Below are 13,542 nucleotides of genomic sequence, written 5' to 3'. Positions count from 1 at the left end.
TGTTCACGGCCGGCGTCGGCGAGCACCAGCCGGCCATCCGGGCGCGCGTGTGCGACGCGCTGGCGTGGCTGGGCGTGGAGGTGGACGAGGCGGCGAACCGGGCCCATGCGGCGCGCATCGGCACGTCGGAAAGCCGGGTCGATGTGGCGGTGGAGCCGACTAACGAGGAGTGGGTGGCGGCGCGGGATGCGGCAAGGCTGACGGCGTAGCCCGCCGGCCACTCCTAGTGGCTGTCCCTCAGCACCGGGGCGCCGCGCTTGCCGACCAGGAAATCCAGGTCCACGCCCTCGTCGGCCTGGAGAACATGGTCCACGTACAGCTTCCAGTAGCCCGAGGACAGCGGTGGGTCGGGCGGCCGCCATGCAGCGCGGCGCTGCGCCAGTTCGGCATCGTCGACTTCCAGGTGCAGGCGGCGCGCCGCCACGTCCAGTTCGATCATGTCGCCGTTGCGCACCAGCGCCAGCGGCCCGCCGGCGGCCGCCTCCGGCGCCGTATGCAGCACCACCGTTCCATAGGCGGTGCCGCTCATGCGCGCGTCGCTGATCCGCACCATGTCGGTGACGCCCTTGCGCAGCAGCTTGGGCGGCAGCGGCATGTTGCCGACCTCGGCCATGCCCGGGTAGCCCTTCGGCCCGCAGTTCTTCAGGACCAGCACGCAGGTCTCGTCGACGTCCAGGTCATCGTCGCCGATGCGTCGATGGAAGTCCTCGATGTCCTCGAAAACGACGGCACGGCCGCGGTGCCGCATCAGCGCGGGGCTGGCGGCGCTGGGCTTGATGACGGCGCCGCGCGGCGCCAGGTTGCCGCGCAGCACCGCGATGCCGGCGTGGGGCTTGAAAGGCTCCGCCAGCGGCAGGATGACCTCGCTGTTCCAGTTCCGGGCCTGGGCGATGTTCTCGCCGAGCGTGCTGCCGGTCACCGTCGGTGCGTCGAGGTGCAGCAGGGGAGCCATCTCCTTCATCACCGCCGGAAGGCCCCCGGCATAGCAGAAGTCCTCCATCAGGTGCTTGCCGGAGGGCTGCAGGTTCACCAGGCAGGGCAGATCGCCGGCGAGCCGGTCGAAGTCGTCGAGGCCGAGTTCGACGCCGATGCGCCGCGCGATCGCGATCAGGTGAATCACTGCGTTCGTGGAGCCCCCGATCGCCGCCAGCACGCGGATGGCATTCTCGAAGGCCTGCCGCGTCAGGATGCGCGACAGCCTCATGTCCTCGCGCACCATGTCCACGATGCGTCGCCCGGCCTGGCGCGCCAGGACGTTGCGCCGGCCGTCGACCGCGGGGTAGGCTGCGTTGCCCGGCAGGCCGAGCCCCAGCGCCTCCACCATGCACGCCATCGTGGAGGCGGTTCCCATGGTCATGCAGTGGCCGTGGCTGCGGTGCATGCAGCTCTCGGCTTCGTGAAACTCGGAGAGCTTCAGCGTGCCCGCCCGCACTTGCTCGCTCATCTGGAACAGGCCGGTGCCCGAGCCGAGTTCCTGCCCGCGCCACTTGCCGCTGAGCATCGGTCCGCCGGAGACGCCGATGGTCGGCAGGTCGACGGAGGCTGCGCCCATGGTGAGCGCGGGCGTGGTCTTGTCGCAGCCCATCAGCAGCACCACCCCGTCGATCGGATTGCCGCGGATCGATTCCTCCACGTCCATCGATGCCAGGTTGCGATAGAGCATTGCGGTGGGCCGCAGCATGGTCTCGCCCAGCGACATGACGGGGAATTCGAGCGGGAAGCCGCCGGCCTCGTACACGCCGACCTTCACCTGCTCGGCCAGCGTGCGGAAGTGCGAGTTGCAGGGTGTCAGCTCGCTGAAGGTGTTGCAGATGCCGATGACCGGCCGGCCGTCGAACTGGTCGTCCGGCACGCCCTTGCCCTTCATCCAGCTGCGATAGGCGAAGCCGTGCTTGCCCTCGCGGCCGAACCAGTCCCGGCTGCGCAGCGCTTCCGGCCTGCTCTTGCCGCCCTTCATGCGTCCACCTCCTGTCGGTGCCGCGCGGCCGGGTGCTGCGCCGGCAGCCGGCTGCCCCGCCCGGGAAACAGCTTCTCTCGAATCGTTCCCTGCGCATACGCCGTCTTGAAGGCGCCGCGCGCCTGGAGTTCGGGAACCAGCAGCCGGCAGAAGTTGCGCAGCACCAGCGGTTCCAGTGCGCGCGTGATGTTCAGGCCTTCCACCCCAGTGTCCTCGCACCACTCGATCAGCTTGTCGGCGACCGTCGACGCCGATCCGGCAAGAAAGAGATCGCGCCCTGGCCCGAACCTTCCCAGGTCGCGTACCGTCAGCGGCTTGTCGGCAGCACTCGACAGCCCGGCGCTGACGCCCTGTCCGGCATTGGTCCTGGCGTTGGGGACCGGCTCGTCGAGCGGGTACTTCGAGTAGTCGATGCCGGTGGCCGCGGCCCGGCCGGCAAGGTTGCCCTCGAGGTTGGAATGGCGCTCGCACTCTCGCACGATCTCATCGGCCTCGGCGTCGGTCCGGCCGACGATGATGGTGGCGGGCACGAACACCCGGATGTCCGCCGGGTCGCGTCCGTTCGTCGCGGCCTTGTCGCGGATCTGGCGCACCTGCTTGCGCACGAACTCCCGTGCCCCGAAGGCGACGAAGGCGCATTCGGAGTGCCGGCCGACGAATTCGAGCCCGGCGGCCGATGCTCCGGCGGAATAGATCAGCGGCGTGCGTTGAGCGGAGGGCTCCGACATGTGGATGGCGTCGCACCGGAAATACCGGCCTGCGTGGTGCACAGCGCGCACGTGCGCCGGATCGGCATATGTCTTGTTCTCGCGATCCCGCACCACGGCCCGGTCGCCCCAGCTGCCTTCCCACAGCGCATAGACGAGATCCATGTACTCGTCGGCCACCGCGTAGCGTTCGTCATGCGGCGCCATCTGCTTCAGGCCCACGCCGCGCGCCGTGGCGTCGAGCACGCCGGACACGACGTTCCAGGCGATCCGCCCGTTCGTGAGGTGGTCCAGGGTGGAGAAGCGGCGCGCGAGGAGGTACGGAGTCTCGTAGCTGGTGTTCCCGGTGATGCCGAAGCTCAGGTGCTTCGTCACGGCGGCCATCGCCGGCACCAGCATCATGGGATCGAGGCTCGGGCAGAAGCTGCCGGATCGCAGCATGGCATCCGGCTTGCCCTCGTAGACGTCCGGGACGCCCAGCGCGTCGGCGATGAAGACGCCGTCGAGCAGGCCTTCTTCACAGGTCTGCGCCATCTCCATCCAGTACGCAAGCGTGTTGTACGCGGCCCCGTTCGAATCGGGATGGGTCCACAGGCCGGACCAGGTGTGCGCCGGCGCGGCGCAGGAAAAGGCATTGACGAGGAGGTGGCGTTTCATGCGGGTGCTCCCAGGGCGGCGAGCTGTTGGGACAGATGGTGAGTGGCTCGCAGCAGCGCGGTCGGCGCAGCGCCGTCCCAGTCGCAGGAAAGCTGCTCGGCCGGGGCGACCATGGCCAGTGACAGGACCATGGCGCCGCTCGCATCGTGGATCGGCGCGGCGAACGCGACGGTGGGGATGCGGTGGAGCCTGGAGGGCTCCTGGTCGACCACGCGCGCCAGGCCGTACCGGCGCGTCTCGGCGATCACGGCGTCGAAGCGGTCGCGCTGGCCTGCTTCGTCCTCGTCGGGGCCGCGCCATTGGCGGAGGTCCTCGGCGACGAAGTCGCGCGTCACGCTGTCCGGCAGCCAGGCCGAGAAGGCGATGCCCGTCGTGGTGCGGGTGGGGCTGACCACCAGTCCCGGCGGGAAGAAGCGGCTGACAGGGCGTGCGGAAGGCTCCCAGTGCACGATGGTCGGCCCATGGTTGCCCCATGCACCCAGCAGCAGCGTGTGCTGCCCCACCGTCTCCGCGATCGCGGGCAGTGCGCGCTGGACCAGGCGAAGCGCCGGCACGCTCACGGGCTCGATGCCGCTGAGCAGCAGGCTCATCGGTCCCAGTTCATGCGCGTAGGGCACCATGTACCGTCCACCGGAGAAGGCCAGGGGCCGGCGACCGGAGCGGCCGACGCGCTCGACCCGCCCCAGGTACACCACGTGGTCGCCGCCCGGGTAGGCCGCCACCTTGGCGCATTCCAGGTGCGCGGCCGTGCCCGGCAGCACCGGGACACCGCCGACGCCTTCGCGGCAGGCCAGGTTGGCGAACTTGTCGGCGCCCGACGTCGCGAACCGGTTGGAGAGGGCGACCTGGTCGTCGGCCAGGATGTTGATGGCGAAGTGGCCGCTGTCCCTGAACGCCTCGTAGCTGGAGGAGCCGAGCGACTGGCTCCAGAGCACCAGAGGCGGATCGAGCGAGACCGAGCTGAAGGAGTTGGCGGTCAGGCCGTGCGTGCGGCCCTCGCCATCGCGCGTGGTGACGATCGTGACGCCGGTGGTGAATGCGCCCAGCACGCTGCGCAGTTCGCGCTTGTCGAAAGCCGTGACTTGGTCGATGGCCATGCAGCAGCCCCTTCAGTTGTCCACCGTGATGTGGGCGGTGCTGATGACTTCCCCCCACTTGCGGTACTCGTCGGCGTAATAGCGGGCGAACGCCGGCTGCGTGAGCGTGATCGGCGTCATGCCGAGCTCGAGGATCCTGGCGTTGACCTGTGGCGTGGCCAGCACCCTGGACAACGCCTCCGACAGCCTGCCGACCACCGGCGCCGGTGTGCCCGGAGGCGCCAGCAGGGCGGACCAGGACTCGCCGACCACGTCGAGGCCGAGCTCCTTGAACGTGGGTGCCTCCTTCATGGCCGGATTGCGTTCGGCGGAGGTGACCGCATAGGTCACCAGCTTGCCGCGGTACTGCGGAGCGGTGGCCAGCGGCACCATCATCAGGTCGATCTGACCGGCCAGGAGATCCTGCAGCGCGGGCCCCGCGCCCTTGTAGGGAACGTGCAGCAGCTTCGCGCCCGTCTCCCGCCCGAAGAGCTCGGTGAGCACATGCAGCGCGGACCCGGCGCCGCCGCTGCCATAGCTGGCCTGGGTGGTGCCGAGCCGCTCACGCAGCGCGGCCAGCGTCGGCGGCATGCCGGCCCTTCCCATCAGCACGTAGGCCATCTGCGCGACCCCTCCGACCGCCGCGTACCTGGCGGAGTCGAATCCGACCTGACGCAGGTGCGGGTACATGGCCTGCGAGTCCAGCGTGCCCACCAGCAGCGTGTAGCCGTCGGGCGGCGCGCGGTAGACGAACTCGGAGCCGATGGAGCCGCTGGCGCCGGCCTTGTTGTCCACGACCACGGGTTGCCCCAGTTCGCGGCCCAGATGGTCGGACAGCATGCGGGCGATGATGTCCGCGCCGCCGCCGGGTGCGAACGGCACGATCAGCTTCACGGGCTGGGTGGGGCGCCAGGCCTGCTGTGCAAGGGCCATGCCGCACATGGGCGGCAGGCTGGCGGCCAGGGCGGCTTGCAGCAGCAGGCGTCGGCTGCGGGACGGACTGTTCATGGTGTGTCTCCTGTTGGAATGAAGCGGAAGGCGTGCGCCGGGTGTCAGCCGGACGCCGGATCGAGCCGGTAGACGCGCCTGGCGGTGCCGCCGTACATGGCAAGCTTTTCGTCGCCGGTGAAACCGGCGGTGACGCGCTTGAAGGTGTTCCACAGCACGCCGTACCCGGTGACGACGGTGTCCACGGGGTAGTTGCTCTCGAACATGCAGCGGTCCGGGCCGAACAGATCGATCAGCGTCAGCATGTAGGGGCGCACGGCCGAGGCGAGCGCGCTCGAGGGTTCGGGCGCCTCGGTGTTGAGGTAGTCGTAGGCGGCCAGCCTGCCGAGGATGCCGCCGAGCTTGATGCTGACGTTGGGGCAGGCTGCCAGCAGGGCCATGTGGCTGCGCCACACGCCGAAGACTTCGTCGGCCCGGCCGGCGTAGGGCCCGTAGCCGAGCAGGCCCCCGCAGTGCAGTGCCACGATGTTCAGGTCGGCATGTCTGCGCGCCAGCGCCGCCACCTGGTCCTGCTGGTGGAAGAACGCCCACGCGTCGAAGGAAAGGCCCAGCCTCTGCAGGACGCGCAGACCATCGTGCAGGCGGCCGTTGGTGGCCCAGTCATCCGGCGGCCGGTGGTGTACGACGATGCCCGGATGGGGATCGGAGGCCAGGGCGTAGCGGATGCCTCTGAAGCGGCCTTCGCCGGCTTCCATCTGGGCGGCGAGCGTCTCCTCCACGGCGCTGCCGAGCATCAGGTCCGCATGGCCCACGATGCCCATCGCCATGGCGGGACGGCCGCGCGTCTCCTGCACCACGAGCTCCACTTCGCCCACCGGGCGCAACGCCTCGGGGCCGCTGCTGCGATAGCCGGTCTGCGCTTCCGCGTACACGCTGCCGACGATGCGGTGGCCGCAGGCCGCCTGTTCCGCCGCCCAGTCGCTGCCCATGTAGCGCAGGCCGGGCACGTCGATGAAGTGGAAGTGCGTGTCGATGATGGGCAGCTGCGAGTCGATCGCCGGTTCGGCGGCCTGGCGCGCCAGCCATGCCCGGTCGGGCGGGTAGATCCGCCCGAACTCGCGCGGACCGGCGCCGGAGGCGAACATCGCGTTCGTCATCGCGCTGCCTCCGTCCGTCCGCGTTCCGCAGCGCGCCGGGCCAGCGTCAACGCGGTGTCCTCGATCATGTCCTCCTGGCCGCCCACCACCTTCATGCGGCCGAGTTCCACCAGGATGTCCCTCGTCGACACGCCGAACTGCCTGGCGGCCTTGCGCGCCGGCAGCAGGAAGGTGGAGTACAGGCCGGCATAGCCCAGCGTGAGGGATTCGCGGTCCACGCGCACCTGCTGGTCCATCAGCGGCACGATCACGTCCTCGGCCAGGTCCATCAGCGCGAACAGGTCGACGCCGGTGTCGATGCCCATGCGGTCGCAGACGGCCGCCAGCACTTCCAGCGGCGTGTTGCCCGCTCCCGCGCCCAGGCCCGCCACCGAGGCATCGATGCGGGACGCGCCGGCCTCGATCGCGGCGATCGAGTTGGCCACGCCCATGCCCAGGTTGTGATGGCCGTGGAAACCGATCTCGGTGTCGGGCTGCAGGGTGTCGCGCAGGGCCTGCACGGCGGCGGTGACTTCGTGCGGCAGCATGTGGCCGGCGGAGTCGGTGATGTAGATGGTCTGGGCTCCCGCCGCCTCCATCAGCCTGCCCTCCCGCGCCAGCCGGGCCGGCTCGGCCAGGTGCGCCATCATGAGGAAGCCCGTGGTGTCCATGCCCAGCTTGCGTGCCAGCGCGATGTGCTGCGGCGCGGTGTCGGCTTCGGTGCAGAGCGTCGCCACGTGAACGCTGCGGGCGCCGCACCCGTAGGCGGACTCCAGCTCCTTCATGGTGCCGATGCCGGGCACCAGCAGCACGGATACCTTCGCCTGCGTCATCCTCGGCACGACGGCCTCGAGATACGCCTCGTTGCTGTGCAGCGCGAAGCCGTGCAGCAGCGAGTTGCCGCCCACGCCCATGCCGTGCGTCACCTGGATCAGCGGCACGCCCGCGGCGTCCAGCGCGGTGGCGACCTGCACCATCTGATCGATCGTGATCTGGTCGCGCTTGGCATGCATGCCGTCGCGCAGGCACATGTCATGCAGCAGCACGCGGCCGCCGTGGAAGCGGGGTCGGGTCATGGCGTGGCTCCTTCGTGCTGGCGGGCCATGGCGTGGGCGAAGGCTTCTGCGGTGCGGGTGGCCGCGGCGGTCATGATGTCCAGGTTGCCGGCGTAGCGCGGCAGGAAGTCGCCGGCACCTGCGACCTCCATGTAGACGGCGACCCGCCGGTCCTCGAACACGGGGCCGTTCACCAGCCGGTAGCCAGGAACGTAGGCCTGCACCTGCTCGACCATCGCGCGCACGCTGTCGGAGATCCGGGCTTCGTCCGGCGCGTCGTCCGTCACGCAGTAGATGGTGTTGCGCATGATCACCGGCGGATCGGCCGGGTTGATGACGGACATGGCCTTGCCCCGGCGCGCACCGCCCGCCTGTACCAGCGCGTTCGAGGTGGTGTAGGTGAATTCGTCGAGGTTGGCGCGCGTGCCCGGGCCGACGGAGCGGGAGGAGAGGCTCGCGACGATCTCGGCGTAGTCCACCGGCTGCACCTGCGCGACGGCTTTCACCACGGGTACCGTGGCCTGGCCGGCGCAAGAGACCATGTTGACGTTGTCGGCGCCCTGCGCCGCAAGCGCTTCCAGGTTGATGGTCGGAAAGCACAGCGGACCGACGGCGGCGGGGGTGAGATCGATCACCCTGACGCCCAGCGCATTCAGCTTGCGCGCGTTCTCCGCATGTGCGTACGCGCTCGTCGCATCGAAAGCGATCCTCACGCCGTCTGCCGCGATGTGGGGAAGCAGGTCGTCGATGCCCCCGGCGGTGGTCCGCACCCCGAGGTCGCGTGCACGCCGCAGGCCTTCCGACCCTTCGTCGATGCCGACCATCCAGGCGGGCCGCAGCGCCGGGCTGCGCATCAGCTTGTAGAGGAGGTCCGTGCCGATGTTGCCGGACCCGATGATCGCGCAGGCGATCCGTTCAGTCGTCATGCTTCGCTCCAGTGGAAGGTCGTGAAGGCGCCGATCTCGGCGCGCGGCGTTCGCGTGCGGTTCGCGGGATGTGCGAGGTCGGCGTGGCCGATCGATATGCCGCAGACGACGACCTCGCTGCCGGGAATGCCCAGGGCAGCGCGCACCAGGTCGCCGTAGTTCGCGAACGCGGCCTGCGCGCAGGTGTGCAGGCCGAAGGTCCGGGCGGCGATCATGAAGGTCTGCACGAAGGCGCCCACGTCGATCCAGCTGCCGTGCTCCATGTCGCGTCCGATCGTCACGATCAGGCCCGCCGGCGCGCCGAAGAAGTCGTAGTTGCTGCCGCGGTAGGCATGCGCGGCCTCGCGGTCGCCGCGCCGGATGCCCAGCGATTCGTACAGGAGCCAGCCGGTCTGGCGCCGCCGCTCGAGGAACACGGGGCGCCAGACCTTGGGGTAGTACTGGTACTCCGGTGTCGGCTCGACGCCGGCATGGTGGGCCTGGAGCAGCAGGCCCGACAGTTCCCGGCGCTTGTCGCCCTGCACGACGTGCACGCTCCAGGGCTGGATGTTGCTGCCGCTGGGCGCCGTGCCGGCGAGCCTCAGCAGCGTCTCGATGGTGTCGCGCGACACGGGGTCGGGCCGGAAGGCGCGGATGCTGCGGCGGCTGGTGATGGCATCCAGCGCTGTCGTGGCGGCGACGTCCTGCGCAGGGGCAGGCGGGGAGGACATCAGCATACGGCGCCCGCTTCCTGCAGGCGGGCGATGCGGTCCTCGCCGATGCCCGCTTCGCGCAGCACTTCCCGCGTGTGCTCGCCGAGCGCGGGGGCCGAGCGGGGCTGTGCCAGGGGCGAATCGGTGTAGCGGATCGGTATCCGGAAGCCGCGGTAGGTGCCGACTTCCGGGTGGCTGTACACGCCGACGTGCTCTTCGGCCAGCACCTGCGGATGATCGAACATCGCTTCGATGCGTGCTGCGACGGCGCAGGGGACCTCCGGGCGCAGCAGCGCTTCCCACTCCTGCGCGGTGCGGCTCGCGAGCGCCGCCGTCAGGCGCGCGGTGATCTCCTGCACCGCGGCAGAGCGCTTGCGCACGCTGTCGTAGCGCGGGTCCGTGGCCATGTCCTCGCAGCCCACGATGCGGCACAGCGCCTGCCAGAAATGGGGCGTGGTCGCGGAGATGTAGATGTGCCCGTCCCGGGTGGGGAAGATGGTGTTCACGCCCGTGGAGCGGATGTTGCGATCGGCATCGGCGTCCTCGCGCTCGCCCCAGACGAAGCGCCCGGACTGCATGCACAGCGCCGCGGACAGCAGCGACGTGCTCACCTGCTGTCCCCGGCCGGTCCGTTCCCGGTGGAACAGCGCGCTCGTGACGCCCAGCGCGAGCAGCGAGGCCGCGTAGTAGTCGACGACGGAGCCATGCACCACCTGCGGCGCCTCGCCCTCGGCAGCCTGCCCGACGCAGATGCCCGTCATCGCCTGCAGCACCTGGTCGAAGCCGGCCGTCCTTTGCAGCGGGCCGCTGTTGCCGTAGCCGCTGAGACTTGCGTAGACGAGGCCCGGATGGGATGCCTTCAGGTCCTCGTAACCCAGGCCGAGCCGTTCGGCCACGCCGTTGCGGAAGTTGTGGACCAGCACGTCCGCCTGCGCGACGAGTTCCTTGAGCAGCGCCAGGCCCTCGGCCGTCTTCAGGTCGATCGCGATGCTGCGCTTTCCCCGGTTGGCGCCGAGGAACAGGCGGCATTCGCCTTCGAGCGTGGACGGGTAGTTGCGCAGGTTGTCGCCCGAGGGCGGCTCGATCTTCACGACGTCGGCGCCGAGGTCGGCCAGCAGCGTGCAGCCGTATGGGCCGGCGATGTAGGCGCTGAGGTCCAGCACGCGGATGCCGGTCAGCACGGGATGGGGTTGGGGGTTCGCAGCCATGACGGCATTGAACGCGTGCCCTGCTGCATGGGCCAGATGGGCGGGCCTATCGATGCTATAAGTAATGGTTATGAACTTGCGAAACAGACCCGGCGCGGCCGCCAAGGTGGACCTGACCATGGTGCACACGCTGAAGGCGCTGTTCGACACCGGGCAGGTCTCGAAGGCCGCCGAGCGGCTGGGTGTGAGCCAGCCTTCGGTGAGCCAGAACCTCAAGCGTCTGCGCGAGTATTTCGCCGATCCCCTGTTCGTGCGCAGCGGGAACCGCCTCTATCCGACGCCCCGTGCGATGGCGCTCGAGGCGGCAGTGGTCCGGCTGACGCGGGACATCGAGCTGATCTCGCAGCAGCCCAAGGCGTTCGATCCGCGGTCCGCCACCCGCGAGTTCATCGTGAGCTTCACCGACATCGCGGAGTTCATGGTGCTCCCGCGCCTGAGCGGGGAACTGCTGCGGGAGGCACCCGGCTGCAGCCTGCGCAGCGCACGGCCGGCCATTGCGCAGATGCAGGAGGCCCTCGAGCAGGGCGAGATCGACCTGGCGGCCGGCACGCTGCACGGCACCGACGTGGCGCTGCGCCAGCAACGGCTGGGCGAGTACGCCTTCGTCTGCCTGACCTCCCTTCGGGGGCGGTGGGCGCGCAAGCCCGTGACCGTCGACGACTACCGTACGGCGCCGCACGTGATGGTGCCGCGTACTTCGGATGCCGTCGATCCGATCCGCCAGCGGCTCGAACTGCAGGGCATCCACCGGCGGATCGCTCTGACCGTGGCCAATCATTTCGCCGCCTGCGGCGCGGTGGAGCAGTCCGACCTGCTGTTCACGGCGCCGCAGCATGTGGCGGGACACCTGTCCAAGCTGTTCCATCTGCGGGCGCATCCCCTGCCGGTGGACCTCGGAACGGTGGTGACGCGCATCGTGTGGCACGAGCGCTTCCATCACGACCCGGGCAACCTCTGGCTGCGCAAGCGGGTGGAACGGATCTACCGCGCCACCGTGCCGCAGCAGGCGACCCTCTGAGAAATAAGCCCCCGTTATGAAGTGCATAGGCCCCGCCGCCTTGCTGCTGCGGGCGCCTGATTTCCCAATGGCGGCATGAATAACAGCATTGCACCCCTGTTCGTGCCCGGTCATGTGGCGCGCCTGCGCGAGAAGGCGGCTTCGCTCGGCTGCTCCTCGCTCCTGGTCGACATCGAGGACGCCGTACCTGGCGCCGAGAAGGAGGCTGCCCGCCGCGGCGCGGTCGAGCTGATGCTCGAGCGGCCGGGCGTCTGCCAGGTGCGGATCAACCCCCTGCAGGTGGCGCGAGGCTTCGGCATGGGCTGCGGCCGCGAGGACCTGGCCGCCGTCGTCCGTCCCGGCCTGGCCGGCATCGTGGCGCCCAAGGTGGATACGGTGGACGCGCTGCGGGCCTTCGACGCGGCGCTGGCCGATGCCGAGCGCGACGCGGGGCTTCCTCCGGGACGCATTCCACTGTGCGCGACGATCGAGACGGCCCTCGGCAGCGTCAACGTGCTGGACATCGCGCGCGCCGGGCTGTCGCGGCCCGTGCGCCTGTCGTTCGGCATGGGCGATCTGACGACGGACCTCGGGATCGAATGGACGCGGGACGAAGCCGAAGGCAGCATGCCGCGAGCCATGATCGCGCTCGCCTCCCGCGCAGCCGGCCTGGCCAGGCCGGTCGACACCGTGTTCACGGACGCGGCTGATGTGGAGGGGCTGCGCGCCAGCGCACAGCGCGGCAAGGCCCTCGGGTATGGCAGCAAAGCGGCGATCCATCCCGGGCAGATCGCCGTCATCCTGGATGTGTACCGCCCGACGCAGGCCGAGCAGACCTGGGCACTGCGCGTCGTCGAGGCGGCGGCCGAGCGCAGCGAACGCGGCGAGGGTGCGTTCCTGCTGGACGGCCGCATGATCGACGACCCGATCGTAGTGCGCGCGAGGGACGTGCTGTCGCTCGCGCAGCAGTTCTGACGTTCCGAGCGTCTCTCGCCGCCGCCGCCGCTCGCCCGGCTCAGTCGACCGTGATGCCCCGCTGCGTCACGACGCGCTTCCACTGCGCGATCTCGGCCTGGAGAACCTGGCCGAACTCCGACGGAGACGTCGAAACGGCGGCTTCCCCACCGGCGGCATGCAGGGTCTCGATCACCAGCGGATCCATGTTGGCCTGGCCGATGGCGGCGTGCAGCTTGCCGCATATGTCCGCGGGGGTTCCGGCCGGGGCCATGATGGCGTTCCAGGCGGACACGTCGTAGCCCGCCACGCCCTGCTCCGCCACCGACGGCACCGAAGGAAATGCGGCGACCCGCTTTGCCGAACTGCAGGCCAGCGCCTTGAGCCGCCCGGACTTCACGTGCGGAAGGCAGGCCTGCCCGCTTTCCATCATCAAGGGGATGCGGCTGGCCATCAGGTCGTTCAACGCCGCGGGCGAGCCGTTGTACGGAACATGGTTGAGCCGCGTGCCCGAGATGGACTGCAGGAGTTCCATGGCCAGGTGGCCGGTGACGCCGACACCGCCCGAGCCGTAGTCGATGGCGCCGGGCCTGGCTGTCGCCAGCGCCAGCAGCTCCTGCACGCTGCCGGCGGCGAAGTCGGGATGGGCCACCAGGAACAGGGCGCCCCGGGCCAGCAGGCCGACGGGCTCGAAATCGCTCAGAGGGTCGAACGGCAGGTTCTTCTGCAGCGCCGGATTGATGCTCAGTTGCCCGGATGTGCCGAACAGCAGGGTATGACCGTCGGGCCGGGATCGCTTGACCTCCTGCGCGCCCAGCGACCCGTTGGCACCCGATTTGTTGTCGATGATGACGGGCTGCCCCAGCAGCCTTGAGAGGGGTGCGGCGTACGTGCGCGCCAGCAGATCGGAACTCTGGCCGGGCGGGAAGCCGACCACCAGGCGCACCGGCCTCTGCGGCCAGGACGGGCTGGCCGACGGATGGGAAAAGGGCGCGCAGAGCAGGGCACCTGCGCCGGATTGGAGAAAGTGGCGGCGTTGCATGGCGATCGGGCAGCGAGTGGAACGGAGATGCAGGACCTTATGCAATGCAGCCCGCTCCGGCGTCGGCCGGCGGCTTATATGCCCGATAGGCTCCGCTAATGCGCCGGCTTCGTCCTGCCACAGCTCAGCGCCCCATCACCCCGATCACCACCGCATTCACCAGATCGATGAAGAACCCGCACACCAG

The 13,542-nt window shown here is 69.7% G+C and carries 12 protein-coding genes and 1 pseudogene; 3 read left to right on the top strand and 10 right to left on the bottom strand.

Translation table 11 applies throughout. From position 1 onward, the window contains the following. Positions 1–209, top strand: a pseudogene (locus ACIY1X_RS18825) (acetate kinase); the annotation flags it as partial. A gap of 14 nt (positions 210–223) precedes the next feature. On the opposite strand, the gene ACIY1X_RS18820 reads toward ACIY1X_RS18825, so the two are convergent. Genes ACIY1X_RS18820 through ACIY1X_RS18780 form a run of 9 tightly spaced genes read right to left on the bottom strand, consistent with a single transcriptional unit; the run spans position 224 to position 10,362 of the window. Further along, complete coding sequence (locus ACIY1X_RS18820; protein ID WP_399683413.1) at positions 224–1,957, bottom strand: IlvD/Edd family dehydratase; 1,734 nt, start codon at positions 1,955–1,957, stop codon at positions 224–226. Continuing rightward, the gene (locus ACIY1X_RS18815) at positions 1,954–3,321 is read right to left on the bottom strand and encodes an NtaA/DmoA family FMN-dependent monooxygenase (protein WP_399683411.1); all 1,368 of its coding nucleotides are present in this window, start codon (positions 3,319–3,321) and stop codon (positions 1,954–1,956) included. Before ACIY1X_RS18815 ends, ACIY1X_RS18820 begins: the two co-directional genes overlap by 4 nt. Further along, positions 3,318–4,418 carry a flavin reductase family protein gene (locus tag ACIY1X_RS18810; protein WP_399683409.1) on the bottom strand — a complete coding sequence of 367 codons (1,101 nt, stop codon included), beginning with the start codon at positions 4,416–4,418 and terminating at the stop codon, positions 3,318–3,320. The genes ACIY1X_RS18815 and ACIY1X_RS18810 overlap by 4 nt, the downstream gene beginning before the upstream one ends. 12 nt (positions 4,419–4,430) lie before the next feature. Continuing rightward, entirely contained in the window at positions 4,431–5,405 is a 975-nt protein-coding gene (locus ACIY1X_RS18805) for a Bug family tripartite tricarboxylate transporter substrate binding protein (protein WP_399683406.1), read from the bottom strand. Between the two features lie 44 nt (positions 5,406–5,449). Further along, positions 5,450–6,502 carry an amidohydrolase family protein gene (locus ACIY1X_RS18800; protein WP_399683403.1) on the bottom strand — a complete coding sequence of 351 codons (1,053 nt, stop codon included), beginning with the start codon at positions 6,500–6,502 and terminating at the stop codon, positions 5,450–5,452. Further along, complete coding sequence (gene dmpG, locus ACIY1X_RS18795; protein WP_399683401.1) at positions 6,499–7,557, bottom strand: 4-hydroxy-2-oxovalerate aldolase; 1,059 nt, start codon at positions 7,555–7,557, stop codon at positions 6,499–6,501. The genes ACIY1X_RS18800 and dmpG overlap by 4 nt, the downstream gene beginning before the upstream one ends. Continuing rightward, complete coding sequence (locus ACIY1X_RS18790) at positions 7,554–8,462, bottom strand: acetaldehyde dehydrogenase (acetylating) (RefSeq protein ID WP_399683398.1); 909 nt, start codon at positions 8,460–8,462, stop codon at positions 7,554–7,556. Before ACIY1X_RS18790 ends, dmpG begins: the two co-directional genes overlap by 4 nt. Continuing rightward, complete coding sequence (locus tag ACIY1X_RS18785; protein WP_399683395.1) at positions 8,459–9,178, bottom strand: nitroreductase; 720 nt, start codon at positions 9,176–9,178, stop codon at positions 8,459–8,461. The genes ACIY1X_RS18790 and ACIY1X_RS18785 overlap by 4 nt, the downstream gene beginning before the upstream one ends. Beyond that, on the bottom strand, positions 9,172–10,362 hold the full coding sequence (locus ACIY1X_RS18780; protein ID WP_399683393.1) for a CaiB/BaiF CoA transferase family protein: 1,191 nt from the start codon (positions 10,360–10,362) through the stop codon (positions 9,172–9,174). Before ACIY1X_RS18780 ends, ACIY1X_RS18785 begins: the two co-directional genes overlap by 7 nt. A gap of 70 nt (positions 10,363–10,432) precedes the next feature. Between ACIY1X_RS18780 and ACIY1X_RS18775 the strand changes: the two genes are divergently transcribed. Together ACIY1X_RS18775 and ACIY1X_RS18770 are read left to right on the top strand one after the other, a co-directional pair. Continuing rightward, a complete protein-coding gene (locus ACIY1X_RS18775; protein WP_399683392.1) occupies positions 10,433–11,380 on the top strand; it encodes a LysR family transcriptional regulator in 948 nt (315 codons plus the stop codon). A gap of 75 nt (positions 11,381–11,455) precedes the next feature. Continuing rightward, positions 11,456–12,334 (top strand): HpcH/HpaI aldolase/citrate lyase family protein, encoded by an 879-nt coding sequence (locus ACIY1X_RS18770; RefSeq protein ID WP_399683390.1) that lies wholly within the window; start codon positions 11,456–11,458, stop codon positions 12,332–12,334. 40 nt (positions 12,335–12,374) lie between these two features. Here the strand turns inward: ACIY1X_RS18770 and ACIY1X_RS18765 are convergent, their stop codons facing one another. Further along, complete coding sequence (locus ACIY1X_RS18765) at positions 12,375–13,355, bottom strand: Bug family tripartite tricarboxylate transporter substrate binding protein (protein WP_399683388.1); 981 nt, start codon at positions 13,353–13,355, stop codon at positions 12,375–12,377. Positions 13,356–13,542: the final 187 nt, after the last annotated feature.

The sequence above is a fragment of the Xenophilus sp. genome (assembly GCF_044462705.1).
GTDB lineage: Bacteria > Pseudomonadota > Gammaproteobacteria > Burkholderiales > Burkholderiaceae_C > Xenophilus > Xenophilus azovorans.
Note: the sequence above shows the minus strand (reverse complement) of the source record. Positions and strands in the feature narration are given on the sequence as shown.

Excerpts from the sequence above, each read along its gene's own strand:
- ACIY1X_RS18775 (WP_399683392.1), top strand. The coding sequence starts at position 10,433 with ATGAACTTGCGAAACAGACCCGGCGCGGCCGCCAAGGTGGACCTGACC.
- ACIY1X_RS18785 (WP_399683395.1), bottom strand. The coding sequence starts at position 9,178 with ATGCTGATGTCCTCCCCGCCTGCCCCTGCGCAGGACGTCGCCGCCACG.
- ACIY1X_RS18770 (WP_399683390.1), top strand. The coding sequence starts at position 11,456 with ATGAATAACAGCATTGCACCCCTGTTCGTGCCCGGTCATGTGGCGCGC.
- ACIY1X_RS18765 (WP_399683388.1), bottom strand. The coding sequence starts at position 13,355 with ATGCAACGCCGCCACTTTCTCCAATCCGGCGCAGGTGCCCTGCTCTGC.
- dmpG (WP_399683401.1), bottom strand. The coding sequence starts at position 7,557 with ATGACCCGACCCCGCTTCCACGGCGGCCGCGTGCTGCTGCATGACATG.
- ACIY1X_RS18810 (WP_399683409.1), bottom strand. The coding sequence starts at position 4,418 with ATGGCCATCGACCAAGTCACGGCTTTCGACAAGCGCGAACTGCGCAGC.
- ACIY1X_RS18780 (WP_399683393.1), bottom strand. The coding sequence starts at position 10,362 with ATGGCTGCGAACCCCCAACCCCATCCCGTGCTGACCGGCATCCGCGTG.
- ACIY1X_RS18815 (WP_399683411.1), bottom strand. The coding sequence starts at position 3,321 with ATGAAACGCCACCTCCTCGTCAATGCCTTTTCCTGCGCCGCGCCGGCG.
- ACIY1X_RS18800 (WP_399683403.1), bottom strand. The coding sequence starts at position 6,502 with ATGACGAACGCGATGTTCGCCTCCGGCGCCGGTCCGCGCGAGTTCGGG.
- ACIY1X_RS18805 (WP_399683406.1), bottom strand. The coding sequence starts at position 5,405 with ATGAACAGTCCGTCCCGCAGCCGACGCCTGCTGCTGCAAGCCGCCCTG.
- ACIY1X_RS18790 (WP_399683398.1), bottom strand. The coding sequence starts at position 8,462 with ATGACGACTGAACGGATCGCCTGCGCGATCATCGGGTCCGGCAACATC.
- ACIY1X_RS18820 (WP_399683413.1), bottom strand. The coding sequence starts at position 1,957 with ATGAAGGGCGGCAAGAGCAGGCCGGAAGCGCTGCGCAGCCGGGACTGG.